A 26,208-nucleotide genomic window follows, 5' to 3' on the forward strand; every position below is an offset into this window, starting at 1 on the left:
GGGTTTGGGGTTGCTCCATACCCTAGAGGGGTATAGCGTGGCGCCCATGGATGGAATGACCGAGCACGACACGCAGACCTCCCACAAGCAGCACTCTGGCCACTCTGGCCATAGCGATCATGTCGCGCAGTTCCGCCGCCTGTTCTGGATCATGCTGGTGATCGCGGTGCCCGTCACGGGTTTCAGCATGATGTTTTCCGAGATCATCGGCTACACGATCCCGGATGTCGCGGTGTTCCACTGGATCTCGCCAGTGCTCGGAACGGTCATGTACTTCTGGGGCGGAAAACCCTTCCTCACGGGCGGCTACTCTGAGCTGAAGTCGCGCAAGCCCGGAATGATGCTGCTGATCTCACTGGGCATCACGGTCGCGTATGTCGCCTCGCTCGCATCCACTCTTGGCCTCATCGACCAAGCCCTTGAGTTCTGGTGGGAGCTCGCGCTTCTGCTCGTCGTCATGTTGCTCGGCCACTGGGTCGAAATGCGGTCGCTGGCTCAGACCTCCAGCGCACTCGATTCTCTTGCCGCTTTGCTTCCGGATGAAGCGGAGAAGGTTGAGGGGGACGACTTCGTCACCGTGCCGCCGTCTGATCTCGTTGTGGGCGATGTCGTCATCGTGCGCCCCGGCGGACGAGTACCCGCCGACGGCGAAGTGATTGACGGTTCAGCCGAGGTTGATGAGTCGATGATCACGGGAGAGTCGCAGCCGGTTTCGCGCGGCGAGGGCGACCGCGTTGTGGCGGGAACCGTGGCTACCGATAACTCGATCCGAGTGAAGGTCACCGCGATTGGCGATGATACGGCGCTCGCGGGCATCACCAAGCTCGTTGAAACGGCGCAAAACTCCTCGTCGCCGGCCCAGCGCATTGCCGACACCGCCGCCGGCTGGTTGTTCTGGTTCGCGCTCGGTGCCGCAGCGATCACCGCGACCGTGTGGACTCTCGCGGGCAGCCCGGATGACGCGATCGTGCGCACCATCACGGTGCTTGTCATTGCGTGCCCGCACGCTCTTGGCCTCGCCATCCCGCTCGTCGTCTCGATCTCTACTGAGCGCGCGGCTCGTGCCGGAGTGCTCGTGAAAGACCGCATCGCCCTCGAAACGATGCGCAAGGTCGACACCGTTCTCTTCGACAAGACGGGAACGCTCACGAAGGGCGAGCCCGCCGTCACGCACGTCGCGGCGGTCGGGGATGCGAGCGAAGACGAGGTGCTTCGACTCGCGGCAGCAGCGGAGAACGACAGTGAGCATCCGCTGGCTAAGGCGATTGTGACCGCCGCGAAGGAGCGCGAGCTCGAACGAGTAGGAGCCTCCAACTTCAGTTCGTCGAGCGGTGTTGGCGTCGAAGCTTCTGTCGATGGTGCGACGATCAGCGTTGGCGGGCCGAGCATGTTGCGCCAGCACGATCAGCAGCCCATCGATGTAACGACCGAGTGGGCGGCAGACGGCTCGATCATTCTGCACGTGCTCTCTGACGGACACGTGATCGGGGCAATCGGGCTCGCGGATGAAGTGCGCGAAGACTCGCGCCAGGCGATCGATGCGCTGCACGCGCGGGGCGTCACGGTCGTGATGATCACGGGAGATGCGGATGCTGTGGCACAGTCGGTAGCCGCAGAGCTCGGCATCGACCGGGTGTTCTCGGGTGTGCATCCGGAAGACAAGGCCAGCAAGGTTGCCGAATTACAGAAGGCGGGCGGCACCGTCGCAATGGTCGGGGACGGCGTGAACGATGCGCCAGCGCTCGCCCAGGCGGATGTCGGAATCGCGATCGGCGCCGGAACTGACGTGGCTATCGCCTCGGCCGGTGTTGTGCTCGCGAGCGACGACCCGCGCTCGGTGCTCGCCGTGTTCGAACTCTCGCGTCGCAGCTACGCCAAGATGCGCCAAAACCTGTGGTGGGCTGCCGGCTACAACCTCATCTCGGTGCCCCTCGCTGCTGGCGTGCTTGCCCCCATCGGCTTCGTGCTGCCGATCTCCGTCGGAGCGCTGCTCATGTCGGCCTCGACCGTTGTTGTCGCGGCGAACGCGCAACTGCTGCGCCGCCTCGACCTGCGGCCCGAAGCGGTTATCGCGCGCAAGGACTAGCGGCCGAGCCAATCGCCATCCACATTGAGGATGCGCCGGGCTTGGTTTGCTAGTCAGCGTCGGAGGAGAGCGATCTTGGCGGCTGCCATCCCTCCCGCTTCCGGATTGCTTGCTGGATACTCAGACTGATTTCTCTTAGCTGACTCTGTTGCGCCTTTGTGAGCGGATCGAGGACGAGTTCCGTGACCGACAAAGCGTGCACCGGGGTGGCCTTGTCGAGCATCTCCAGCCCGGCTTCGGTCAGGCTAGTAAGCATTGACCGCCCGTCCAGGGGGTCTCGAGTGCGCTGCGCCCAACCCCGTCCCTCGATACGCGACACTGCTCGAGATAACCGCGAAAGCGAGCTGTTTGCATAATCCGCCAGAACGGTCATCCTCAGCGTGCGGTCTGGCGCGTCAGCCAATGCGAACAGGATGCCGTACTCAAAGTGCGTGAGATCGAAACCGCGAACCAGAGGGGCGTCGAGGGCGGGTGGCAGCCATTCGAGCACCGTCGCAAGTGCCGCCCACGTCGCGAGGTTATTTCCTGTGAGACGGTTCGGGGCGCTGGAATCAGTCATGTTTACACGCTACAGGTTTACTTGACTGAGCAACCAAATGAGGTTAGTTTTTACTTGACTGAGCAAGTAAAAAACGAGAGGTCCCTTCGACCATGGATATGCAGCTGGAAAACAAACGTGCCTTTGTAAGTGGTTCGTCGCAGGGGATCGGGTATTCGATCGCGAAGGCGCTTCTCCGGGAGGGCGTAGCGGTGGTCATCAACGGCCGTGACGACAGCAGGCTCCAGCAAGCGCTGACGAACCTCCAAGCTGAAGTACCTGGTGGGAACGTGACGGGTATTGCGGCGGACTTTGCCGACGCCGCTGAAGTGCAGCGCCTCCTCGATTCGCTCGGTGGCGTCGACATCCTTGTTAACAACGTCGGCCTCTTCGATTTAACGCCCTTCGCCGAAATACCCGACGATGACTGGTCGCGCTATTTCGAGGTAAACGTGATGAGCGGAGTCCGACTGTCCCGAGCGTTGATGCCCAGGATGATTGACGCAGGATGGGGCCGGATCATCTTCATCGGGAGTGAATCAGGCGTAAACATACCCGCTGATATGACGCACTACGGCGTGACCAAGGCGGGAATGCTCGCCTTGAGTAACGGCCTAGCCAAGCTCACCCGCGGTACCGGCGTGACGGTTAACACAATTCTTGGCGGCCCAACCTACTCAGACGGCGTAGCCGCTACCATCCGCGACATCGCCGAGGCGCAACGACTCTCGACAGATGATCTGAAGGCGTCCATCATTGGGGGAAACCAAACCTCTCTCCTCGAACGCTTCATCGAGCCAGCCGAAATCGCGAACCTCGCCGTCTATCTCTCGAGCCCGCTTTCATCTGCAACGAACGGAGCCGCCGTGCGCGCTGACGGCGGAGTACTGACCGCAATGCTTTGACCAGCGCAGCCGGTAGCTCCGCCCTCCGACGATGGTGGAAGCCAACAGTGTGCGCGTGAGGGCTAGCGGCCGAGCCACCCGCCATCCACGTTGAGGATCGCGCCCGAGACGTAGTCGGAGGAGCGCGACGCGAGGAACACGGTGGCACCCGCGAGGTCGCTGCCGACGCCCCAGCGACCGGCGGGGATGCGGTCGAGGATTGCCTTCGAGCGGTCGGGGTCGTCTTGCAACGCCTGAGTGTTGTCGGTCGCGATGTAGCCGGGGGCGATCGCATTCACGGTGATGCCCTTGCTGGCCCACTCGTTGGAGAGTGCTTTGGTGAGGCCGGCGATGCCCGACTTCGCTGCCGTGTAACCGGGCACGTTGATGCCGCCCTGGAAGCTCAGTAGCGATGCGGTGAAGATGATCTTGCCGCGGCCGCGTTCGATCATCGAGCGAGCGATGGCCTGCGTGAGCGTGAACTGGCTCGACAGGTTCACTTGAAGCACGCGATCCCACAGTTCGGTGGGGTGTTCGGCGGCAGGGGCGCGCTCGATGGTTCCGGCGTTGTTGACGAGGATGTCCACGTTGCGGGTCGAGAGTGTCTCGCCCAGCGCGGCTACGGCATCCGGGTCGGCAAAGTCACACGCGATGCCCTCGAAGGTGCGGCCATACGAGGTGACCGCCTTCTCGATGTCGCTGCCCGAGGCTTCGATGGAGGCGCTGACGCCGATGATGTTGGCGCCGGCGGCGGCGAGTGCCTCGGCCATGGCGAAGCCGATTCCGCGACGTGCGCCCGTGACGACCGCGGTGGATCCGGTGAGGTCAAACATGCCGTTCATGGGGTTGCCCTTCTCTGTCGTGATTGTCTCTGTCGTGCTCACTTCTGGCCCGCGACATCCACGAGAATTTTCATCGCTTTGCCCGCGGCAAGATCAGCAAAAGCTTCGCTGGTTTGCGACAGCGGCACAATGCGCGTGATCAACAGCTCGGCCGGGATGACGCCCTCATTGATCAGCTCGATGGCCTTTTCGAAGTCGGTGCGCTGGTAAACGCGCGCTCCCATAATGGTGAGCTCGCGCCAGAAGACGCGCTGCAGGTTGATCTCGCGGGGCGTGGGGTGAATAGCGACAACCACGAGAGTTCCGCGCACCTTCGCGAGGTCGGTCGCGCCGAGCACGGCAGCCGCAGCACCCGAGACTTCGAAGACCACATCGGCACCGGCATCCGCGGTCCACTCGTTGACCCACGCGACTTGGTCTACCTCGAGAGGGCTGATGGTCGTGAAGCCGAGCGCTTCGATCTGTGCTCGACGACCGGCGTCGATCTCGATGACCGCTACCTCAGCGCCAAATTCGCGGGCGACGGATGCGATGAGCACTCCAATCGGACCTCCACCGATGATCACGGCTTTGTCTCCGGGCACCAAACCCGAACGGCGAACATCGTGCACCGCAACCGCGGCAGGCTCAACGAGCGCGGCGTGATCCAGTCGCAGCTCGGGCGGGAGGGCCACAAGCGTTTCGGCGGGAACATTCCACTTGCCCTGGAGGGCGCCGGGGGAGTCGATGCCAATGAAATCGAGGTTCTGGCAGATGTGCTGGTTGCCGGCGAGGCAGGCGGGGCACGTGTTGTCCCACCAGAGCGGCATGACGGTGACGTGGTCGCCAACGTTCCAACCCTCAACGCCGTTGCCGAGAGCGGAAATGGTGCCGCTCATCTCGTGACCGAAGGTCAACGGCAGCTGCACGCGGGCATCCATGTTGCCGTGCAGGATGTGCATATCGGTGCCGCACAGTCCGTTGTAGGCGACAGCAATTTGAACGTCACCAGCTGCCGGAGGCTTCGGTTCGTACTCTTTGACCTCAAGGCGTTGCTCGCCTACATAACTCACGCTCAGCACTGGTGCGCTCCTTTGCGATTAGTGGTGCGCGAGGGAGGAAAGGTGGCTGGATGCCGTGAAGCAGCCGGTCTTTGGCACCGTTTCCCTTGCGCCTATTTCTGCGTCATACTAGCATGATCAAACGATTGTTCACGAGGATCAACAGAAGGCTGAACAGCAATGGATGACCACAACGGCGCACCAACGGAGTCTGCGCCAATGGACCGCCCCCTCGAGGGCATTATGGTTCTGGACTTCAGCCAATTCTTGGCCGGACCAGTAGCCGCAATGCGTCTCGCAGACCTCGGCGCCCGCGTCATCAAGGTCGAACGCCCCGGCTCGGGCGACATCGGTCGCACCCTCGCTTTCGCCGGTCGAGAGTTCGACGGCGACACCGTCTCGTTCCACGCGATGAACCGCAACAAAGAGTCGATCACGGCTGACCTCAAGGTCGCCGACGACCTCGCCTACGTGAAAGAGCTCGTCGAGCGTGCAGACGTGATCATCCAGAACTTCCGCCCCGGCGTGATGGAACGCATCGGCCTCGACTTCGAATCGGTGCGCGCCATCAACCCCGGCATCGTCTACGCCAGCGCAACCGGCTACGGCGAAGAGGGCCCGTGGAAAGATCGCCCGGGGCAAGATTTGCTCGCTCAAGCCATGTCGGGCATCCCGTGGCTCAATGGCTCGAAGACCGACGGCCCCGTGCCGGTCGGGCTCTCGATTGCCGACCACCTCATGAGCTGCCACATTGCCCAGGGCGTGACGGCGCTTCTCGTGCGCAAGTTCCGCACCGGCAAGGGGGGCATGGTGCAAACGAGCCTCCTCGAAGCCATGCTCGACCTGCAGTTCGAACTGCTGAGCACCAAGCTCAACGACGACACCATCACGGTGCAGCGTCACGGCGAACACTCGGCCCACGCCTTCTTGGCGGCGCCCTACGGCACGTATCCCACCACAGATGGTTACATCGCGATGGCGATGAATCCGCTGCCGAAACTGGGCGACCTGCTCGGCATGCCCGAACTCAGCGCGATGCACGACCCGCAACTGGCGTGGGATCGCCAGGAGTACGTCGAAGAGATTCTCGCGGCGCGGTTCGCGACCGGCACCACCCAACAGTGGCTCGACATTCTTGATGCCGGCGACGTGTGGTGCGCCCCCGTGCTCACGCTCGACGAGCTGCTTGCCTCGGGCGGCTTCGAAGCGATCCGGATGACGCAGCCCGTCACTCGCGGAGGCAACGAGCTGCTCACGACCCGCAGCCCCATCCGCGTTGACGGCCAGATTCTCACGAGCACTAAAGCGGCGCCGACTCTTGGAGAAGACAATGCTCGGATCCGGGCGGAGTTCCCGTCGCGCGCTGCGACGGCGACGGCAGTAGCGACTGCAGCTGGCACCACCTCGGCGTCGGCGGCAACAGCATGAGCCCGACCGTCATCCGCGGAATGACCTGGGAACACGAGCGCGGCTACGGCAGCGTCGTGAAGGCCGCCGAGGCGTATCGCTCGGTTGCTCCCGATGTTGAGGTGCAGTGGGAGTACCGCTCGCTACAGGCTTTTGCCGACCAAGATCTGGAGAGCCTGGTCGAGAAGTACGACCTGCTTGTGATCGATCATCCGCACATTCCGATTGCGGCAGAAGACAAACTCTTCACGCCCCTGAACGGGCGCGGCTTCGATGCAGAACTCGAGACCTTGGCCACGCAGTCGGTCGGGCGTTCGCACGAGTCGTATCAACACCTCGGGCAGCAGTGGGGGCTCGCGCTCGATGCTGCAGCACAGGTTGCCGCGTACCGCCCCGACCTTCTCGACGAACCGCCCCGCAACTGGGATGAGGTGCTCGCGCTCGCCGAAGAGGGTCGCGTGCTGTGGCCATTCAAGCCCGTCGACTCGTACTCGAGCCTCATCACGATCGCGGCCGGGCTGGGCGAAGACCCCATGGCAGCGCCCGGCAGGTTCTTGTCGGAGGAGACCTTGACTCGGTCGATGGAGTTGCTCACGCGCTTGGCTCGCTTGGTGCCCGCCGATAACGCCGGCTTCAATCCGATTCAGGTCGCCGATGTGCTGGCCGAGAGCGACACCTTCGCGTACTCGCCGCTGCTCTTCGGCTACACGAACTATTCCCGTACCGGCTACCGCTCGAACCGCGTGCAGTACATCGACATCCCGAGTTCGACTCGTGGTGTTGCGGGTTCACTGCTCGGTGGTGCCGGTATCGCAGTGTCGTCACGCAGTCAGGTGATGGATGCCGCGATCGCGCACGCTTTCTGGCTCGCCTCGGGCCCCGTGCAAGAGGGGTCGTACTACGACGGCGGTGGCCAACCCGGCAACGCGGTCGCGTGGGAAAGCTCCCGCACCAACGCCGACAGCCTCGACTTCTTCACCGGAACGCGCGCGACGCTCGAAGGCGCGTACATGCGCCCGCGATTTGCGACCTATATCGAACTCCAAAATGCGATTTCCCCGCTCGTGACTTCAGCTCTCTTGGGCGAGATCACAATCGCTGAACTACGCGAACGCCTCGATGCGGGCGTCGCAGAATGGCTGGTGCGCTGATGCTCACGAAAGACCGCTGGTACGACGACCACGAAGTAGGGGAGCGCCGCGAAACTGTCGGCCGCACCATCACCGAAGCCGACATCGTGCTGCACGCTGGCCAGACCGGCGACTTCTTTCCGCACCACATGGATGCCGAATGGATGGCAACGCAGCCCGCCGGTCAGCGCATCGCCCACGGCACCCTCATCCTCTCCGTCGCGGTGGGAATGACGGCAGGGGACATCAACCCGCAGGCCATGAGTTATGGCTATGACCGCATCCGCTTCATCCGCCCCGTCTTTATCGGGGACACCATTCGGGTGACCGCAGAGATCAACGAGATGTCGTTGCATGCCAAGCGCCCGGATGAGGCGGGCTACCTGCACGAACTGGTGACGGTAACCAACCAACATGGTGACACCGTGATGGTGCTCACGCATCTCTATCTGGTCAATCGACGTACCACAGACTAGTTGCCCGAATACACTGGCAACCATGGCTACTTTGAGTGATGTTGCAACCCGTGCCGGAGTTTCGGTGTCGGCGGTCTCGCGCGTGCTGAGCGAAAAGCCTGGCGTGCGGGTGAGCGTGGCAACACGTCAGCGCATTCACGATGCCGCAAAAGAGCTCAACTATCGCCCCAACTTCACCGCTCGGGCGCTCAAGTCGTCGCGAACTCACGCGGTTGGCCTTGTCGTGCCCGGTGTCACGAACGCCATCTTCGCCGAGCTCATGCGCGGTGTCGAAGAAGAGGCAAGGACCAAGGATTACATGGTGCTGATCGCCAGCACCGAACGGTTGCCCGAGGGTGAAGAGTCGATTCCGCGCCTTATGGGGGAAGGCCGCGTTGACGGTGTTCTCGTGCAGTTCGGTGACCACTTGAGCGGTGACGACCTGCGCACCGTGACCGACAGCGGGCTGCCCGTGATCTCGATCAACACGATCAACCCCGGCAGCGGTGGCTCTGTTCGTCTTGAAGATGAGGCCGGGATGCGCCTCGCGACCGAGCACCTCATCGAACTCGGTCACACCCGCATCGGCTACGCCGGCGGTGTGCCCACCTCGGAGTCGGGCCAACGTCGACTCGCTGGATTCCTCGAGGCGATGGCTGCGGCGAAGCTCACGGTCGAACCCGAACTTGTCGCTGACTTCGGGTACTACCCCAAGCAGGGCGCTCAGGCTTTGGATGCCATGGCCGAGTTGTCGACCCCTCCCACGGCGGTCGTGGTGGCCAACATCAACGCCGCTCACGGTGTGCTCTCTGAGGCACGACGGTTGGGCATCCGCGTTCCTGAAGACATGTCGATCGTGGCCATGCACGACACGTGGACGGCTGAAATTGCGTGGCCGCCACTCACTTGCGTGCGCTTGCCGCTGTATGAACTTGGCCGTGCCGCCATGGCGAGCCTGTGGGATAACATCAACTCCGGAACCGCCGAAGACCGTGTAATCGCCGACCCAGCACCGGAGCTGATCGTGCGTGAATCTACTGCGCCGCCGGCGCGCTAACACTCCCTGGAGGAGCCACTAGTGAAGACCAGATCAACTCAGCGCGGACTTGAACTGACAGAGATCGGCCTCGGTGCCGCCCAGCTCGGCAACCTGTACCGCGAAACCACCGACGCTGAAGTTGAAGAGGGCGTTGCTGCCGCGTGGGATGCCGGAGTTCGTTACTTCGACACCGCACCCCACTACGGTCTGGGCCTCTCCGAGCGCCGCCTCGGCGAACAACTGCGCACCCACCCGCGCGACGAATACGTGATCTCGAGCAAGGTCGGCAAGCTCCTCGTCCCTAACCCCGGTGGAGAAGACCGGATGGATGACGAAGGCTTTGCCGTGCCCGCCGTCACCAAGCGTCAATGGGATTTCAGTCGCGACGGCATCCTTCGCTCAGTCGAAGAATCTCTCGCCCGCACCGGCCTCGACCACTTCGATGTGCTCTACATGCACGACCCCGACGACCACTTCGAGCAAGCGTCGACGGAGGGCATTGCAGCGCTTATCGAGTTGCGCGAACAGGGCGTGGTGAAGGCCGTCGGCGCCGGAATGAACGCGGCGGCGCCGTTAGCTGAGCTAATTCGCCGTGCGGACGTCGACCTCGTGATGTGCGCTGGCCGCTTCACTCTCATCGACGACGACGCACTTGCCGACCTCATGCCGCTCGCTCTCGAACGCAACGTCGGCATCGTGGTTGCCGGCGTCTACAACTCCGGATTGCTCGGTCGCAATCGTCCAAGCCCCGACGCGACTTTCGACTACGGACCCGTTCCGCCCGCCGTTCTTGAGCGGGCCAATCGGGTGGCCGACGTGTGTGAAGCCCACGGTGTGACGCTGCCCGAAGCCGCTATTGCATACGTGCTGCGGCATCCGGCTGTCGTCTCGGTGGTGGTCGGCGCTCGCGGTGGCGACCAGGTGCGCTCGAACATCGAGCGGTACGCCGCCACGATGCCCGACGGTCTCTGGAGTGATCTCGAAGCTGCCGGGCTAATCGCCGCGCTCTAGTTCTTCGGCGATCGCCTTGATCGCGAGAAGGCGGCGGTCCCACTCGGCGCCAATGGTGTCGAGGCGTGTGGCGGCTTCGCTGAGTTGTGAGCCGAGCACGCGATAGCGCAGTTCGCGGCCCACTCGAACGGGCTCAACGAGCCCGGCATCATGCAGCACGTTCAAGTGTTTGGCGATGGCTTGGCGCGTCACGGGCAAGCGTGCGGCGAGGGCGGATGCCGAAGCGTCGCCTTCTCCGAGCGCCGCCAGAATGCTCCACCGGGTTTCATCTCCCAGAGCCGCAAAGACGGGGACGAGTGTAGTGATCATGCGCCCTCGAGATAGGCGACGAGTTCGTCGAGTTCGGAATCCCAGCCACCGCGGTGGTCGTCCATGTTGGCAGCGGGGTCGTCGCCGAAGTTGAAGCCCGTTTCAACGACGGTGAGCTGTGTGCCTTCCTCGATGGCATCCAGAGTGAACCGGAACACGGTTGAGCGCTTCGGGTCGATCGGCTTGGTGGGGTCGTCAGTTGGTCCGCCCCAGCGATACGCGATCACGTTCGGTTCATCGAGTTCTTCGACCTGCACTGGAAAGCTGCCATACCCCTCGAAGGTAAAACTGCCGGTTTCGCCAACCGCGACAGTGTCGAACGTCGCGACCTCGGGGAACCAACGCGAGAGGTGTTCTGGCTCGCTGATGGCTGCCCATACCGTGGCCACCTGCGCCTTGATGGTGATGGTTCGCCGCACGGTGAATGCGTCGCTGTCGACGGCGGCGGGTGGGTTGCTGGTCATAGTCATAATTCTCTCCTCAATTCATGGATGACTGCAACCCGATAGTTGCATTAATCTTCAGCGAGTGCAACCAGTTGATTGCAGAATGCGAGGCCCGCGCACTGCGAGTGCTCGCGGCATCCGCAAACCACCATCGCTCGCTACTAAAAAGGAGGGGCCGAGCCTAGTGGCTCGACCCCTCCTGTTCTCGTGTGTGGTGCTACCGAACGGTCACGCTGACCGGCTGCGAGGCGGTTTCGCCGTGAGGGTTCACGAACACCACGACGAGCTGGTGCTTTCCGGGAGCGATATCTGAAAGCTCCACCGCCACATACTGCGCGAGCGGAGTTTCTGCCGTCAGCGCCCCTTCGCTCACGACAACACCATCGAGCTCGAAGCGATACTCGGTGGCATTCGTGCCCCACCAGAGATTCGCGAACGCCGTGAACGTCGACGACTTTGCCCAGTTGTTGTGGCTCGCCGTGGGGCGACCGGGGTCAGCAGACGTGACCGTCACCGTGGTGGTGGAGGTCGACCGCACGCCCTGCGAGTTCACGAGCTCACCCGTGTACACGTACGTTCCGTTCGGCTTATCGGTGAAGTCGACACTGGACTTTTGCGCGTAGACCGAAGTCGATTCCGGCAGCATCGTGTTCACCAGCTCGCCATTCTCATAGAGACGGAAAACACTGCCCTGGGTGCCCCACCACATGTTCATCTCCACGCGATAGTTGCCGTCGTGCAAGCCATACGCCCACCCGCTGGTGTTGGAGAGTGTTCCGCGCGACGGCAGTTGAGTTGCCCCATCGTCGAAGGGAAGCACCGTGAGGGTTACCGACTCTTCGGTGACCAAACCGTCTCCGTTCGTTGCTGTTGCCGTGAGTACGACATCCGTGCCCACGAGCGCAGCAAGTTCTTCAGCAGAGATCGTTGCATCTGCCGCGACAGCCTCGCCGTTGAAGGTGACAGCCAGCGACTGGATGCCGCTCTCTGCGTCGCTGGCCGTGACAGCCAGCTCAAGGGCAGCATCCGCAAAGATGACCCCGGATGGCAGACCGGCGAGAACGGGAGCAGTCTCGTCGGTGGCAATCGTCGGCTCGCAGAGCGCGGTGAGGTAGTCGTCAGAAGCGACATCCGGGTCGGCGGAGACAGTGACAGCCTGGCACCCAGCGCCCACGTCGGGGAGCGTTGCGAACCCGCCCTCAACCTCGACGCCGGTCAGTGTTCCATTGAGGTAGACCCCGGTAGTTTCGTCAGGCACCGGTACGACCAGATCGGCCGTGGTGTTTCCGGGGATCTCCGCGACGAGACGAATTGTGCCGTCTTCTGCATGGTTGAAGGCTGCACCAATCTGACCCTTGACGGTCGGAACGGTGATGCGCGCCTCGTCAACGCCACCCGGCTGCGGCTTCACTTGGAACGTTTCGTAACCGACCTCGATCGGTTCGATGCCGAAGAGGCCTGCAGGCACGTGGAATGCCGGTGAGGCAGCCCAGGGGTGCGAGTAGGTGAGGTTGTTCTTCTGCGACGGGTCCCACGCTTCCATCGTTGCGCCAGCACCGAGGTTGATCATGTTCATCCAGCTCGACGTGCCTTCATCGGTGAGGAGGCCAACTGCGGCATCCGCAGCTCCACCATCGAAGAGGCCCGAGATCGAGAAGCCGGCGCAATACACGCTGCACGCCATGCCCTTTGAGGCGACAAAGTCGGCAACCTGCGCGGACTCGTCATTCTCGGGAACCCCGAACGAGAGAGCGAAAGCACTCGCGTGGAGTGAGTAGTGGCCGGTGAGGACGCCGTCGGCATCCATTCCATCGTCGTAGCTGCCGGTGTCTTCGTTGTAGAGCAACTCGTTCATAGCGTCACGCATGCGTTCGGCCTGAGCGGTGTACGTTGCAGCATCGTCATCGAGACCGAGTGCATCTGCCATAGCGGCCATGTCGACGAGCGAGCGGTACGCCAAGGCATTAATCACCGTGTTGTACTCGCGGAACTCGTAGTTGTCACGCTGGCTAGTGGGCCAGTCGACGATGTCGCAATCTGTGCGGCTAGCGCAGCCATCCGACCCGGACGACTTGAATACAAGGCCGGTTTCGGAATCGATCCACTTGGTCGGCATCTTGTCGACGAGTGATCCGTATGACGTCTCGACCTGTTCGAGATTGCCAGTCTGGCGCCAGGCATCATGGACCGCCAGCACCACGTACATCGGCCATTCGGTGGGCCACGTGCGGTTGTTCGCGAAGTAGTCCATCGAGTAGCGGCCGAGCGAGAGATCTTCCATGAGGTACAGCGACGACTTGAGCTGAAGGTAGCCGTCTGCTTCATAGTTGATGCGCTCGCGAGTCCAGGAATCGGTGTAGAAGTTCGCATTGAGCGCTTCGATCGAATTCTTCGACAGTGAATAGACTTGGTTGAGGTTGTCATCGGATGACGTGAAGGTCGATGCTTCTTCGTTGAACGGATAGACGAGTGCAAGCGCCTGAAGGTTCTCGGCGGTTACGGGCTCGGGAGCATCCAGAATCTCGAGGTAGCGGAACACTCGCATGCCCCACGTTTCGATCGTCTGCTCACCGTCAGTGAGCGTTGCGACATCCCGGTACTCGTTGGTGTTCGTAGTCAGCTTGTACTTCACCGTGTTCTCGGCCGAGGTGATCTCACCGAAGCGGAGTTCGACGGTATCGCCCGCTGTGCCATCGGCAATGTCGTAACTGACGCCACCGATCCACGTGCGACCGAAGTCAACGAAGTAGTTTCCATCACCCTTATCGACGATAGAAATCGGGTCGTGAAGCTGCTGCTCGACCTTGGCGATCGGCGTAGCTTGCAGATCAGGGAAGGCCGGCTTCTCGACTGCGCCCGACCATTCGGAGTCATCGAATCCCACGGTGGTGTAACCGGTGGGGAACTCGCGGAGGTCGAGGTTCTCCTTGGGAGCGGTGTAGCGCGACGAGCTGATCGATCCCGCATCCGGAAGCACCGGTGAACCAGGAAGAGCGGTCCACGATTCGTCACTGCCGAAGGTCTCCGTTGAGCCATCCGCATAGGTCACGACGAGCTCGCCGATGAACTTCTGAAGCGAAGCATCGGCCGAATACGCCTGGATGCCAATCGCGTTCAGGGCGCCCTGCTCAAGCAGCGCGGTGACATCGAACCCGTCGTAGCGGTTCTCGGTGCCGATGCGGTTCGTGGGGCCGAGGCCGACAAACTCGCCATTGACGTAGGCCTTGAACGCGAACTGGCTGTGCGTGCGGAAATCCCCCGCAGTGGCGAAGAGCGTTGCTCCGGTGATGGCCTGGTCGATGAGTTCAACCTCGGTGCGCAGGAACGCCCAGTTGGTCGTGATCGTTTGCGCGCCAGGAACGGAAAGGAGGCAGGCGCTGGACTTGCCCACCGTGATAACCCCGTTGTCGACAGAGCCGCACGCGAGTGGGCTAGAGCCCGCCGGGTCAAAAGCGAACAGTTCTTCGCCATCCGGTGCGGTGACCGTGAGGGCGCTGACCGTTCCGCCTTCGGAACCGCCGGTGCGGAAGCCGACGCCGCCGGAAGCGAATGCAGTATCGGTTCGCTCGTCAACTTGCACGCCGGCGACCGAAGTGGTGATGGTCGAACCCGACACGACGATCTGAACATCGACCGGAACGTCTGGCGTGATGGAACCGCTCGGAAGCGACACGGCGGGAAGCGCGACGTACTTGCCGTTGGTCAGAGTGTGCGGAACAAGCTGATTTTTGTCGGCACGAAATTGCCACATGTAGGCGTTGGAGCCATCGACGCCGCGCACAAAGATTCCGAGGGCAACCGTGGTGCTGATGGTGGTGTCGAGCGTGTAGTCGACCCACGGTGCAGCCGCGCCGGGGTATTCGGAGGAAGCCCAGATGGGTTCAGCATCCCAGTCGCTGCCGACCGCCGTGCCAAACCACGTTGGAGTGGCGGATGCCGATTCAGCGTCGTCGGAATCCCACGTGGTGACGCTCCAGAAGTAGCGAGTGGCGGCAGCGAGAGGCTCTCCGTCATAGGCGACATCAGTTTGGTCGGTGGAAGAAACCTTGCCGGAATCCCAGACGTCACCGTTGCCGTTCGCAGCGGCATCCGCGGTGCTCGAGACCCGAATTTGGTAGGCAGACTGAACGATCGTGTTGACGTACCACGAGAACGTGGGGTCTTCGAGATCATCGAGATCGGCGGGCTTCTCGAGCCCGTTGATGCGCAGGCCGGTCGGGGCGGTTGTGGCCGCGGCGGCCTGGGCGAATGTTGTGGTGCTGAGCACCAGCGAGGTGATCAGGAGCAGGAAAGCCAACGCGGCGGCGACTGCTCGGGATGGACGGAGGACTCTTGGCGACATTGCCAGTTGCATCGGCTTCCTTGCCTTTTGCGATCGCACAGCGACCGGGACTGCTTCCTGAAATTCGACTCTGAATCGATTCAGGCTGAATCGATTCAATAGTGACGCAGCGTTCTACCCCTGTCAAGGGGTGTGGTGAGCCACTAATTCACACCCTTGTGATCAAACGTTTGATCAAGTACCGTAACCACTATCGCTCGCTAGTAGAAACGAGGCGCCCTCCATGGGACTCACTGACACAGCCCTAACCATTACCGCCGTGCGCGCAGTGTTGCTTTCGCACCGGTACCAGCCCGGAGAAGAACTGACGTGGGTAGGAGGCACCATTTGGTCGTGGGATGCCGCGCTCGTCGAAGTAACCCTCTCTGACGGAACAACCGGAGTCGGAGAAGCGGGAGCCGGGATTATGGCCGCCGCTGCCGTGCCCGGAATCGTCGACGCTTTTCGGCCCTACGTGCTCGACCACGAGTTCGCTCACCCCCTCGAAGTCGCTGACCGCCTTCGTGCCTACACCGCCTTTTGGGCGCGCGGCGGAATGCTCAACGGCGTTGCCGGAGCAATCGAAACCGCCGCAGTGGATGCCGTCGGCAAGCGCCTCGGAGTGCCTGCGTATGAAGTGCTCGGTGGCGTCAAGCGTGACTGGATCGAGTCGTACGCCAGTGGCGGACTCGGCACCACCTTCAGCGAGGTTTCCGATTGGGCCGCAGCCCAGATCGAGGCCGGCTTTGGCACCGTGAAGTTCCGCGCCATGACCGACCCCGACACCACCATCAAACTGCTCGACCACGTGACCGCGCTGCTGCCCGAGGGCGTGCAGTTCGTCATCGACGCCGTGCAGGCGTGCGCCTCTGACCCCTGGCCTGTCGACGAAGCGATTCGTGTCGGGCATAAGGCCGCCGAACTTGGCGCCCGCTGGTACGAAGAGCCCTGCCAAGCGGATGACGTGGCTGGCTACGCCGCCGTGCGTGCCGCCGTCGACGTGCCGATTTCCGGTGTCGAATCCAACGGAACCGTGCGGGATTTCGCGCAACTGCTCGACGCCAACGCGCTCGATGTTGCTCAGCCCGACGTCACTTTCGTGGGTGGCCCCAAGGCTTTCGCGCAGGTCGCCGAGCTTGCTCACGCCACCGGCGTGAAGACGGTTCCCCACGTGTGGGGTAGCGGCGTCACCTTCGCCGCGAACCTGCACACGGTGCTCGCCAACCCCTACGTTGAGCTCTTCGAGTACTGCACCCTGCCGAATCCGCTGCGCGAAGCGATGCGGGTGGAAGAGGTCGACTTTAGGGATGGCGGAATCGTGGCTCCGAAGGCACCAGGCCTCGGCATCCAGCTCACTCCCGAAATCGAAGCCCAGTTTCCGTTCAGCCCTGGAGGTGGACATGTCATCCGCTAACGCAGGTTTCACCCCGCTGCCCGGCGACGAGCGCCTCACGACCGCGATTCTCAGCGACTCGTGCGACGAATCGGGCCTGCGCAACCAGGTGCTGACGCAGCGCCTCGCGCCCATCACTCCCGGCTCGCGAGCCTTCGGGCGGGCCCGCACCGTGCGGTTCGCCCCAGCCCTGGAGTCAGACCTCGACGACCCGTACAAGGAGTCAATCGACTTCATTGACGGGATCGGCGCTGGCCAAATGATCGTAATCGCGACCAGTAACAGCAACGACTCTGGCTTCTGGGGAGAACTCTTCAGCGCTGCGGCGCTGGGCGCGAAAGCCTCCGGCGTCATCACCGACGGCAACCTGCGCGATACCGACAAGATCGCCGAACTCGGGTTTCCGTCGTTCTCCCGCTCGCGCCGCCCCATCGACTTTCGGGCCCGGATGCGCGTCATCGCCTCCGACGTCGTGGTCGAGCTGGGTGGGGTGCTGATTGCACCCGGCGATCTCGTGATGGCCGATGACGACGGAGCAGTGGTGATTCCCCAGTCGCACGAAGACGAAGTGCTGACGCGAGCCCGCACCCGAGCATCCAATGAATCAACGGTCTTGGCAGAATTGCTCGCCGGAGACTCGCTGCGCACCGTGTGGGAACGGCACGGCATTCTCTAAACTGGCCACCTGCGAAGGGACTACACCGTGGTTTTTCCAATCATCGACGCTCACCAGCACATCTGGAACCCCAACCGGGCCCACTATGACTGGCTCGACGAATCACTGGCTCCGATCAATCAAGTGATGACCCTCGATCAGCTCCTTCCTGAGCTGCGGGATGTCGGTGTCGATTACACGGTTCAAGTGCAGTCAGCAGACAACTTCGATGACACGCGTTTGATGACGGAGTGCGCGGCCGCCAACCATGAGGTTGCGGCGATCGTGGGCTACGCGCCCCTCGATCGTCCCGCGCAGGCGGCCCGCACGATCGAGTCGTGGGAGGGTGACACTCGCATGGTGGGGGTGCGCACTCTCATCCACAATCAAGAAGACCCGGAGTGGTTGCTGCGGCCCAATGTCGACGAGGGGCTCACGGTGCTGGAGCGCGCCGGGCTCACCTTCGACGTGGTTGCCGTTCTGCCGGAGCACTTGGCGCTGATTCCTGAACTGTCGCGGCGGCATCCGGAACTTCGCATGGTCATTGACCACTTGGCGAAACCGCCCATCGGACTCGAGGAGCGCGAGCCCTGGTGGTCAGCGATTGAGGCCGCGGCAGAAAACCCCAACGTCTATGCCAAGGTCAGTGGGCTGTATTCGGCGGCTGGTGACCCGCAGCAGTGGACGACCGAATATGTGCGTCCGTTCTTCGAACGGGCCCTCGAGGTTTTCGGCGCGAAACGCTTGATGTATGGCGGCGACTGGCCTATTTCAGTGCTCGCCGGCGGGTACACGCGAGTGTGGCAGGGCCTCCAGCCGCTCTTTGACAGTGTGGATGCCGTGGACCGCGAGCAGCTGCTTGGCCGTACTGCGGCAGAGTTCTACCGCATCGATCCCGCTCGCATTGGTTACTAAGGCGCCGTGCGAAAATCGCCAAATAACAGTTGAAAAACCTTTGATCAAACGTTTGCACAACTTCCGCGCTTGGTATAACGTTTGAGCACCGGAGAATTCGAGCCGTTCCAGGGCCTTGTTCTCTCCACTACGAAGCAGTAGAAATCTCACCAAGGAGTGTCAATGAAGACCAAGAGGTTCCTTTCCGCCAGTGCAGGAGTGGCCATAATTTCGGCCGCTGCACTCGTTCTATCCGGCTGTTCAGCTGACGGAGGCGCCACCGCCCCCGAGCAGACTGACTCGGGTGGAAAAATCACGGTGTGGGTTGACCCGCCCCGTGTTCCCGCCGCAGAAGCTTTCCAAGAGGCACACCCTGAGATCGAAATCGACGTTGTGCAGATCGATGGAACCGTGGGCGGCCAGACCGTGAAGCAGGCGTTCGCCAACTTCGACTCCGCCGGATCCGGATGGCCTGACGCCATCTTCTTCCCCTCCAACGACGACATTGCGTGGGCGACCGGTGCTGCCAGCAACTACGCTGCCGACCTCACCGATCTGCTTCCCGATGTCATCGATGGTTACGACCCCGCAGTGCTTTCGTTCTGCGACATCGATGGTCAGATCCGCTGCCTCCGCAACGACGCTGCACCCGACGTGTTCTGGTACAACAAGGCATTCTTCGACGAGAACGGCTACACGCTGCCCACCACGTGGGAAGGCTACGGCGACCTGGCTGTGGAGATTGCAGCAGACCACCCCGACAAGATCAGCGGATTCCTCGGCGACGCTTATGCCGTGAACCGTTACCTTCAGGCCGCGGACTGCCCCACGAACGACCGTCTCTCCGAGTCGGAAGTTCACATCAACCTCGATGACCCGAACTGTGTTCGCGCCAACGAACTGCTCACCCAGATGTATGACGGTGGAGCACTCACCACACAGGGCATCTTCGACGGTGACGCCGCAGCAGCTGGCGTCAACCTCGTCATGAGCCCCGGTGCCGTCTGGTGGGGTAACTACCTCTTCCGCGACACCTGGAAGATTCCTGCCGGCGAGATGAGTGCAAGCGCACCGTTGACCTGGGAAGGCGAATCAAGCCCGACCGCCGGTAACGAGGGTGGCGGCCTCTGGGGCGTCTCCTCGCACATCACCGGAAAGCAGCTCGAAAACACGCTGACCTTCGCCACCTTCGTCGCGACTGACCCGGCATGGCAGGTTGAGCTCTCAACCGGTCTCCCCGGCTATGGCCCGATTCAGGATGCTTGGCTCGACAAGCTCGCAGAAGACGGCTACTTCGCTGATGTTGCCTCCGTGCAGCAGGCATTCAAGGATGCAGCGGCAGCAGTAGCGCCGTACTCCTACATGCTCTACGACACCGGTGCGGCCTGGACCGAAACGGTCAGCCCCACGCTGATCGCGGATGGATCCGTCAGCGATGCACTCAGCACCTTCGGTACTGAACTCGTGAACCGCGCCAACTCGGTCGGCTACACGGTCACCGCCGAATAGAAGTACCCAGCTAGGCACAGCAGGTGTGGGGGTTTCAGATCCTTGAGGCCCCCACGCTCTGTTCCACTCCCGAACTCATAGGCGAGGACTACATGAGCAGCTCAACGCTAGCCACGAAAGGCACGGAGCCACCGGCCACCGGCCCCCGTGCATCCACCACACCCCGGCGTCACCGCACACGCCACGCGGAATCACGCGGCGCCTGGATTCTGCTTGCCCCCTACCTCGCGCTGCTTCTTGTTGCCGCAGCGATCCCCATTGGCTATGCCTTCTGGATCGCCCTGCAAAAAGCGCCAACCCTCGTCGATCCCTCCAGCGGATTCGGCGGCTTTGACTCGTTCATCACGGTAATCACCGACTATCGGTTCTCCGGAACGTTCATCAATATCTTCTCCGTCATGATCGTGTGGTTGCCGCTCATGATGGTCGGCATCGTCGGCTTGGCCCTGCTGGTGCACGCCAGCCCCGGCCGCTTCGGCGACACAATGCGGTTCTTCTACTTCATCCCCGGAGCGTTGAGCGGAATCGCGAACTTCGTGCTCTGGGTTTACCTCCTTCACCCCACCCAGTCACCGCTCGCGCCGCTCTGGCAAGAAGTCGGGTTCGGGTCGCTGAAAGAGATCGTGACCGACGGCAACATGCCGATGATCCTCACCGGAATGTTGTTCTTCCAAGGTGTCGGAACCTGGATCATCGTCGTCAACGGTGGTCTCAACGGCATCCCCGACGAAATCTTCGAAGCCGCCAAGATCGACGGCGCGAGCGCCTGGGATCTGGCCTGGCACATCAAGCTTCCGCTCATCCGCCCCTGGATTGGCTATGCCGCCCTCATGAACCTTGCCTATGGATTCCAGCTCTTCTTGGAGCCCTACCTGCTGCGACAGATTTCGTCTGGCGCGATCGCCGGCGAATGGGCACCAACCCAATTGGGTTACGCCTTCGCTTTCACTAACCGAAACTTCCCGGCCGCAGCAGCACTCTCCATCATTCTGCTCGTAATCACCCTCAGCATTGGAGTCGTCATCGTGATGAAGAGTGGACTCTTCGGCGACGAAAAGGAGAAGAAGCGATGAGCAACAGCGCTCCCGGCGTCGTCGGCGCCAAACACTGGACCGTCGGCCGAATTGCCCGCATCACCGTCATGGTGATCGTTGCTGCCGCCTTCATCCTTCCCATCATTGGCTTCATTGCGATGGCCTTCCGCAGCCAAGAGGGTGTCCTTGCCGGCACCGACGGATTCCTTGGTCTCGGCGGTGTCTCATGGGACAACGTTGTGTTCAGTTGGAGCCAGATCAACGGCTTCGGCCCCGGTGACGGTGGCCTCTTCACCCGCTGGGTAGGAAACTCCCTCGTGATTGCCATCGTTGGTGGGGTGCTCGCCCTTATCGCGGCGCTTCCGGCGGGGTATGCGCTAGCGCGACTGCGATTCCGTGGCCGCAAGGTGCTGCTCTTCGCCACCCTGCTCGCCATGGTGATGCCGAACACTGTTCTCGTCATCCCGCTGTTCCTCGAAGTGAACGCGATCGGAGCCGTCGGCCAGCTCTGGCCGGTCGCCGTCATCATGGGCTTCTTCCCCTTCGGCACCTACCTCGTCTATATCCACTTCATGACGACCATGCCGCAAGAGCTAGTAGAAGCAGCCCGCATCGATGGCCTCAGCGAGATCTCCACCTTCTTCTACGTGGCACTGCCCATCTCGAAGCAAGTCGTCGCGCTCGTCGCGTTCTTCTCCTTCGTGGCCAACTGGACGAACTTCTTCCTGCCGCTGGCTCTACTAACCTCGAACCAGGAAAACAAGACGATTTCGATCGGCATCCAAGAGCTCATCGGCGCCAGCCCACTGTTCAATGCAACAGTGGCGGCCGGCCTCGACGTGAAGCTCTACATGCCCCAGCTCGCGCTCGCCACGTTCATCTCCATGATCCCGCTGCTGATCGTGTTCCTCACGGCCCAGCGTTTCCTGATGCGTGGACAAACCGTTGGTGCGGTGAAGGGATAACAATGAAACGAGTAGCCCAGGTCATCGGCCTCCCACCCGAGAACCGAGACGAGTACGAGCGATACCACGCCGCCGTGTGGCCAACGATTCTCGAACGACTCGCGGCCAGCAACATCCACAACTATTCGATCTATCGTCACGGCGACCTGCTGTTCTCGTACTTCGAATACACGGGGGACGACTACGAAGCCGATCAGGCAGCGATTGCCGCGCACCCCGAGACGAAGCGGTGGTGGGCTCTTCAAGAACCACTGCAGCAGCCTCTGGATGATCGTGCCGAAGGCGAGTGGTGGAAAGAGCTGCCCGAGGTCTTCCACGTTGACTAGCTGACACCGCGACTCACACGCACTACCGCGCACCGCAGCGCACCCAGACGCGCCTCACCCGCGCAGGCATACCTTTTATCGGTTCTGAGCAAGGAGAACTCTTCAGCATGACTACTATCACCAGCGTTGACGTCTATGACGTGCGTTTTCCGACGTCGCTCACCGCCGATGGCTCAGACGCCATGAACAAGGATGGCGACTACTCGGCCGCCTATGTTGTACTCCGCACCGACGAAGAGGGCGTCGCGGGCTACGGCTTCACCTTTACTATTGGTCGAGGCAATGACATCTGTGCGCTCACTGCTGAACAGCGGGCTGCACCGCTTGTTGGCCGGGATGTCGATGAGATTGTCGGTGACCTCGGCGGCATTTACCGCGAGCTGAAGGCTGATTCGCAACTGCGCTGGCTTGGGCCAGAAAAGGGTGTCGAGCACTTGGCGATGGCCGCCGTGATGAACGCCGTCTGGGATCTTGCTGCGCGTCGCGCGGGTAAGCCGCTGTGGCGTTTGCTTGCCGATATGACTCCCGAGCAACTCGTCGACACCGCCGACTTTCAGTACCTCACCGACGCCCTCACTAAAGAGGAAGCGATCGCGATGCTGCACGAACTCGCTCCTACCAAAGAGCAGCGCATTGTCGAGCTCACCGAGTCGGGCTACCCCTGCTACACGACGAGTGCCGGCTGGTTGGGTTACTCCGACGAGAAGCTTCGCCGTCTCTGCCAGGAGGCCGTGGATGCTGGCTACCGCCACATCAAACTGAAGGTCGGCGCGAACCTCGACGAGGACATCCGTCGCTGCGGTATCGCCCGCGAAGTGATCGGTGCCGACGCGAAGCTCATGATCGACGCCAACCAGGTGTGGGATGTCAATGAGGCGATTGTCTGGGTGAAGGCGCTTGCCGAGTTCAACCCGCTGTGGATCGAAGAGCCGACGAGCCCGGATGACGTGCTCGGCCACGCAGCCATCCGCAAGGCTGTTGCCCCGATCGGTGTCGCCACGGGAGAGCACGGCATGAACCGGGTGCTCTTCAAGCAGATGTTCCAGGCCGAAGCCATCGACTTTTGCCAGCTCGACTCTGCCCGCCTCGCCGGCCCGAACGAGATCATCGCCGTGTACCTGATGGCCAAGAAGTTTGGCGTTCCGGTCTGCCCGCACGCTGGTGGCGTTGGCCTCTGCGAGCTTGTGCAGCACCTCTCGATCTTTGACTACGTCGCCGTGTCAGGCACGCTCGAGAACCGGGTAACCGAGTTCGTCGACCACCTGCACGAACACTTCGTTGACCCCTGCATCGTCGAGAACGGCGCCTACCGGGTGCCGATGGCACCGGGCTACTCGGCCCAGATGCACGAGTCGTCGGTCGCCGAGTTCTCGTTCCCGGCAGGGAGCTACTGGGCGGGTGTCGCCGCGTCCGTCGCGTCGTAGGCGCGGGGACGCCGCAGGATCACGCCGGTCTCATCGGGCACAAGCGGGAGTTCGTACCGTCGGCTGCTGATCGTGTTGTAGCCCGCAGCAGCTTCACGCTTCTCTCGCGCCTCTACTCGGTTGTAGCCGTAAAGCTGCATCCAGCCGAGGGCGAGCCCGCTCGCTATCGCGAGCGTGACCCCGACGGGATATGCGACGGGAATGCCTTGCGTGCCGACGACAGTCAGAGTGAGCCCGACGGCGGAGAGAGCAACGCACACTGTGATGAATTGAACCGCGCGTCGATGAAGGCGCCGCGCGCTTGTTCCGTGCACGAGTGGCATCCGTCGAGCTTTAAGCATCACACCCACGCTTTCCACGTGCGGATCACGCGAGAGGTGCGGCGCGCCATCCACTTGTCGAGCTCGGGATCGGCGCCGGGTGCTCCGAGCAGCGTGGGGGAGAGGAAACCGAGAAAGGGGCGCGTCTGGAGTTTCACCACTCCGTACCGCCCAAAGGTTTCAATCTGCTCCGCAATTTCGGCCACCTGGGCGTCGAGGTCGCCGGGTTCGGTGTTACTTTCGAAGACGAGATCGGGGCCAGCTTCGAGAACGTAGCCGCCGTCAGAAACCACGGTGACGGTGATGTCGACAGCGTCAGGCATGGGCGGAGTGAAGTCAACCGTCGCCGTAAATGTGTTGAGAAATTGCGGATGCACGACGACCTCAATTGTCGGAAAGCGGGCGGCAATTCGCTCGGCCACCTTCTCGGCAACGGGTGCGGCAATGTTCGTGGTCACTTCGGCAGCTCCGCTCCGTTAGGGAGCAACTCGATTCGGCCGCGACCCTGATGGCGGTTCCACGGAAGCCACGTCGCTGAGATGCGAAGCACGCCCCGCCCACCATGACGCTCCCACCCCACTCGGGTTCTCAATCCCCGGAGGTTTTGGGTTCCGTAGCCCGCTGGTCCGCCGACGCCATACTGGTACCTCATTAGGGCGTGCACGAGCTCCGGCAGTGTTGCATCGGCCGAAACCTCTATTCCGCGCTGCTTCACCCCGTCGTCGTTCAAGGAGCTGCGCAGTCGTTGTGCGAGCTCGGCGGGTTCCGGTTCACTGGTGACGTTCACTTCGATCGAGACGCGTTCTCCGTGGGCGGTGATGGTCAGCGTGCGGCCGAGTGCATCGAACCCCTCGTACTCTTCGTTAACGACGTCAATAGCTTCGACGGCAAGACAGGCAGCTTCGATGGTGAGGAACATCGAAAGGTCGCCGTTTTCATCGAGAACGATCGGGAGCGTTACGTCCGTCACGAGATCTCCTTGCTTGTGTTGGCCGTGGGAGCGTTAAGCGCGGCGCTACGAAGCTTCTGCAGTGTCGCGAGCATTACGCTCATCTGGAACGCGGAGACGTCAGTAAGCCCACCCATGCTCGCCGGAACGAAGTAGACTTCGTCGGCATCGACGAGCAGGCGGATGCAGTCGTGAAAGTGGGGCCCGATCTGAACGAATTCGAGCGAGTCAACTGTCGACCACGCTCGCTTTGTCGGCACTTCGTGGGCGCGGTGAAACGTGATGCAGTTCCGATCTGCGGCGACAGTGCAGATTTCGGGCACACCGTCGGGCCCAATCGTTGTCGTGGCCACAAACACCACGCTGTCAGGTTGTTGGACTCTCAGTCGTCGCCGGAGCTTTCGAGACCACCCGACACTGAGCCAGGGCAGCACCCCAGTGAAGATGACGATGAGTGCGCCGAGGATGAAAACCCACCGCTCCAGTCGCCACTCCGGCAGCAAACCTCCGAGAATACTCAGGAACACAAACAGCACGAGGGTCACGCCCAGCAGCCCTAAGCGCTGCCGTGTGTCGAGCCACGGGACCATCAGGCAGCACTCCGCTGTAGCAACTCAGACTTCTCGAAGTCGAGAGCGCGATCAAGACTCGCTAAGGCGCGACGCTGTGTGCGATCGAAGCGCAGGATGTCGCTGAGCCGGGGTTCTGGGCTGCCGTACTCGCCAAAATCCGCAGCCCCCTCCTGCCAAGTAATGAGGAAGGACTGAAGTGACTCCTGTGGGTCGTCTAGCTGGTCCCACATCTCGCGATAGCTGCTTACGATGAGAAAACGGCAAACGCGGGCGCCTTGAGTGAAGTTGTGCAGGGTCACGTCCAGTAGTTCGACCTCAACTTCGTGTGCGTCGTCGCGGAAACTGAACGCTCTGCGCTCCTCCCGCTGGGAAACGGTCACACCTTCTGCGAGACGCTGGAGTGTTATTCGAACCGCATCGGAAGCCGAAAACAGGCCTACCTGAAACCCGACGCTCAGTACCTCCTCGGTGAGTAGCCTCGCCGGGAGAAAAGTCTCGGCAGGCATCACGCTCGGGCACACGAGCCCCACGGAAAAACGCTGGTTGGTGAACCACTGCTCACGGGACTGCAGATCCTTCACGTACCCGTCAGCTCCCTCGCAATTCCTGCGCGGTACAGGACACTGTCACGCTAGCGGTTGAGCACGGTCAATCGCTAG

Annotated in this window: 26 protein-coding genes; 15 read left to right on the forward strand and 11 right to left on the reverse strand. The window is 62.0% G+C overall.

Annotated elements, in window-relative coordinates:
* Window positions 1-46: 46 nt before the first annotated feature.
* Window positions 47-2,086: a heavy metal translocating P-type ATPase gene (locus I6E51_RS01530; protein ID WP_197109196.1), complete on the forward strand. Its 2,040-nt coding sequence runs from the start codon at window positions 47-49 to the stop codon at window positions 2,084-2,086.
* Between the two features lie 49 nt (window positions 2,087-2,135).
* Here the strand turns inward: I6E51_RS01530 and I6E51_RS01535 are convergent, their stop codons facing one another.
* Complete coding sequence (locus I6E51_RS01535) at window positions 2,136-2,645, reverse strand: MarR family winged helix-turn-helix transcriptional regulator (protein ID WP_197109197.1); 510 nt, start codon at window positions 2,643-2,645, stop codon at window positions 2,136-2,138.
* Window positions 2,646-2,737: 92 nt separating this feature from the next.
* On the opposite strand from I6E51_RS01535, the gene I6E51_RS01540 reads away from it, so the two are divergent.
* On the forward strand, window positions 2,738-3,529 hold the full coding sequence (locus I6E51_RS01540; protein WP_197109198.1) for an SDR family NAD(P)-dependent oxidoreductase: 792 nt from the start codon (window positions 2,738-2,740) through the stop codon (window positions 3,527-3,529).
* Between the two features lie 62 nt (window positions 3,530-3,591).
* Here I6E51_RS01540 and I6E51_RS01545 read toward each other — a convergent pair whose 3' ends face one another.
* Entirely contained in the window at window positions 3,592-4,350 is a 759-nt protein-coding gene (locus I6E51_RS01545; RefSeq protein ID WP_197109199.1) for an SDR family oxidoreductase, read from the reverse strand.
* Between the two features lie 38 nt (window positions 4,351-4,388).
* Entirely contained in the window at window positions 4,389-5,411 is a 1,023-nt protein-coding gene (locus I6E51_RS01550; protein WP_197109200.1) for a zinc-binding dehydrogenase, read from the reverse strand.
* 159 nt (window positions 5,412-5,570) lie between these two features.
* On the opposite strand from I6E51_RS01550, the gene I6E51_RS01555 reads away from it, so the two are divergent.
* Genes I6E51_RS01555 through I6E51_RS01575 form a run of 5 tightly spaced genes read left to right on the forward strand, consistent with a single transcriptional unit; the run spans window position 5,571 to window position 10,432 of the window.
* The gene (locus I6E51_RS01555; RefSeq protein WP_197109201.1) at window positions 5,571-6,818 is read left to right on the forward strand and encodes a CaiB/BaiF CoA-transferase family protein; all 1,248 of its coding nucleotides are present in this window, start codon (window positions 5,571-5,573) and stop codon (window positions 6,816-6,818) included.
* Window positions 6,815-7,948 carry an extracellular solute-binding protein gene (locus I6E51_RS01560; protein WP_197109202.1) on the forward strand — a complete coding sequence of 378 codons (1,134 nt, stop codon included), beginning with the start codon at window positions 6,815-6,817 and terminating at the stop codon, window positions 7,946-7,948. The genes I6E51_RS01555 and I6E51_RS01560 overlap by 4 nt, the downstream gene beginning before the upstream one ends.
* The gene (locus tag I6E51_RS01565; RefSeq protein WP_197109203.1) at window positions 7,933-8,403 is read left to right on the forward strand and encodes a MaoC/PaaZ C-terminal domain-containing protein; all 471 of its coding nucleotides are present in this window, start codon (window positions 7,933-7,935) and stop codon (window positions 8,401-8,403) included. The genes I6E51_RS01560 and I6E51_RS01565 overlap by 16 nt, the downstream gene beginning before the upstream one ends.
* A gap of 22 nt (window positions 8,404-8,425) precedes the next feature.
* Complete coding sequence (locus I6E51_RS01570) at window positions 8,426-9,439, forward strand: LacI family DNA-binding transcriptional regulator (protein WP_197109204.1); 1,014 nt, start codon at window positions 8,426-8,428, stop codon at window positions 9,437-9,439.
* Window positions 9,440-9,460: 21 nt separating this feature from the next.
* Window positions 9,461-10,432 (forward strand): aldo/keto reductase, encoded by a 972-nt coding sequence (locus I6E51_RS01575; protein ID WP_197109205.1) that lies wholly within the window; start codon window positions 9,461-9,463, stop codon window positions 10,430-10,432.
* Here I6E51_RS01575 and I6E51_RS01580 read toward each other — a convergent pair.
* The 3 genes from I6E51_RS01580 to I6E51_RS01590 form a co-directional block, all read right to left on the reverse strand.
* The gene (locus I6E51_RS01580; RefSeq protein ID WP_197109206.1) at window positions 10,415-10,741 is read right to left on the reverse strand and encodes a helix-turn-helix transcriptional regulator; all 327 of its coding nucleotides are present in this window, start codon (window positions 10,739-10,741) and stop codon (window positions 10,415-10,417) included. The two genes, I6E51_RS01575 and I6E51_RS01580, sit on opposite strands and share 18 nt — an antisense overlap.
* Window positions 10,738-11,211: an SRPBCC family protein gene (locus I6E51_RS01585; RefSeq protein WP_197109207.1), complete on the reverse strand. Its 474-nt coding sequence runs from the start codon at window positions 11,209-11,211 to the stop codon at window positions 10,738-10,740. Before I6E51_RS01585 ends, I6E51_RS01580 begins: the two co-directional genes overlap by 4 nt.
* Window positions 11,212-11,404: 193 nt before the next feature.
* Window positions 11,405-15,529: a family 78 glycoside hydrolase catalytic domain gene (locus tag I6E51_RS01590; RefSeq protein ID WP_197109208.1), complete on the reverse strand. Its 4,125-nt coding sequence runs from the start codon at window positions 15,527-15,529 to the stop codon at window positions 11,405-11,407.
* 223 nt (window positions 15,530-15,752) lie between these two features.
* On the opposite strand from I6E51_RS01590, the gene I6E51_RS01595 reads away from it, so the two are divergent.
* The 8 genes from I6E51_RS01595 to I6E51_RS01630 all read left to right on the forward strand — a co-directional run bounded on the left by I6E51_RS01595 (window position 15,753) and on the right by I6E51_RS01630 (window position 23,708).
* Window positions 15,753-16,922 (forward strand): mandelate racemase/muconate lactonizing enzyme family protein, encoded by a 1,170-nt coding sequence (locus I6E51_RS01595; RefSeq protein ID WP_197109209.1) that lies wholly within the window; start codon window positions 15,753-15,755, stop codon window positions 16,920-16,922.
* Window positions 16,909-17,577: an RraA family protein gene (locus I6E51_RS01600; RefSeq protein ID WP_197109210.1), complete on the forward strand. Its 669-nt coding sequence runs from the start codon at window positions 16,909-16,911 to the stop codon at window positions 17,575-17,577. Before I6E51_RS01595 ends, I6E51_RS01600 begins: the two co-directional genes overlap by 14 nt.
* Before the next feature lie 27 nt (window positions 17,578-17,604).
* Window positions 17,605-18,471 (forward strand): amidohydrolase, encoded by an 867-nt coding sequence (locus tag I6E51_RS01605; RefSeq protein ID WP_197109211.1) that lies wholly within the window; start codon window positions 17,605-17,607, stop codon window positions 18,469-18,471.
* A gap of 162 nt (window positions 18,472-18,633) precedes the next feature.
* The gene (locus tag I6E51_RS01610; RefSeq protein ID WP_197109212.1) at window positions 18,634-19,959 is read left to right on the forward strand and encodes an ABC transporter substrate-binding protein; all 1,326 of its coding nucleotides are present in this window, start codon (window positions 18,634-18,636) and stop codon (window positions 19,957-19,959) included.
* A 92-nt stretch (window positions 19,960-20,051) separates the two neighbouring features.
* A complete protein-coding gene (locus I6E51_RS01615; protein WP_197109213.1) occupies window positions 20,052-21,032 on the forward strand; it encodes a carbohydrate ABC transporter permease in 981 nt (326 codons plus the stop codon).
* Window positions 21,029-21,958 (forward strand): carbohydrate ABC transporter permease, encoded by a 930-nt coding sequence (locus tag I6E51_RS01620; RefSeq protein ID WP_197109214.1) that lies wholly within the window; start codon window positions 21,029-21,031, stop codon window positions 21,956-21,958. The genes I6E51_RS01615 and I6E51_RS01620 overlap by 4 nt, the downstream gene beginning before the upstream one ends.
* 2 nt (window positions 21,959-21,960) lie before the next feature.
* Window positions 21,961-22,284 (forward strand): L-rhamnose mutarotase, encoded by a 324-nt coding sequence (locus tag I6E51_RS01625; RefSeq protein WP_197109215.1) that lies wholly within the window; start codon window positions 21,961-21,963, stop codon window positions 22,282-22,284.
* 107 nt (window positions 22,285-22,391) lie between these two features.
* A complete protein-coding gene (locus tag I6E51_RS01630) occupies window positions 22,392-23,708 on the forward strand; it encodes an L-fuconate dehydratase (protein WP_197109216.1) in 1,317 nt (438 codons plus the stop codon).
* Here the strand turns inward: I6E51_RS01630 and I6E51_RS01635 are convergent.
* From I6E51_RS01635 to I6E51_RS01655, 5 genes are all read right to left on the reverse strand, one after another.
* On the reverse strand, window positions 23,672-23,968 hold the full coding sequence (locus I6E51_RS01635; RefSeq protein ID WP_197109217.1) for a hypothetical protein: 297 nt from the start codon (window positions 23,966-23,968) through the stop codon (window positions 23,672-23,674). The genes I6E51_RS01630 and I6E51_RS01635 overlap by 37 nt on opposite strands.
* A gap of 80 nt (window positions 23,969-24,048) precedes the next feature.
* Complete coding sequence (locus tag I6E51_RS01640) at window positions 24,049-24,486, reverse strand: hypothetical protein (protein WP_197109218.1); 438 nt, start codon at window positions 24,484-24,486, stop codon at window positions 24,049-24,051.
* Entirely contained in the window at window positions 24,483-24,998 is a 516-nt protein-coding gene (locus I6E51_RS01645; RefSeq protein WP_197109219.1) for a hypothetical protein, read from the reverse strand. Before I6E51_RS01645 ends, I6E51_RS01640 begins: the two co-directional genes overlap by 4 nt.
* Window positions 24,995-25,567 (reverse strand): hypothetical protein, encoded by a 573-nt coding sequence (locus I6E51_RS01650; protein WP_197109220.1) that lies wholly within the window; start codon window positions 25,565-25,567, stop codon window positions 24,995-24,997. The genes I6E51_RS01645 and I6E51_RS01650 overlap by 4 nt, the downstream gene beginning before the upstream one ends.
* Window positions 25,567-26,130 (reverse strand): hypothetical protein, encoded by a 564-nt coding sequence (locus I6E51_RS01655; protein WP_197109221.1) that lies wholly within the window; start codon window positions 26,128-26,130, stop codon window positions 25,567-25,569. Before I6E51_RS01655 ends, I6E51_RS01650 begins: the two co-directional genes overlap by 1 nt.
* Window positions 26,131-26,208: the final 78 nt, after the last annotated feature.

The sequence above is a fragment of the Salinibacterium sp. NSLL17 genome, assembly GCF_015864935.1.
Taxonomy (GTDB): domain Bacteria; phylum Actinomycetota; class Actinomycetes; order Actinomycetales; family Microbacteriaceae; genus Rhodoglobus.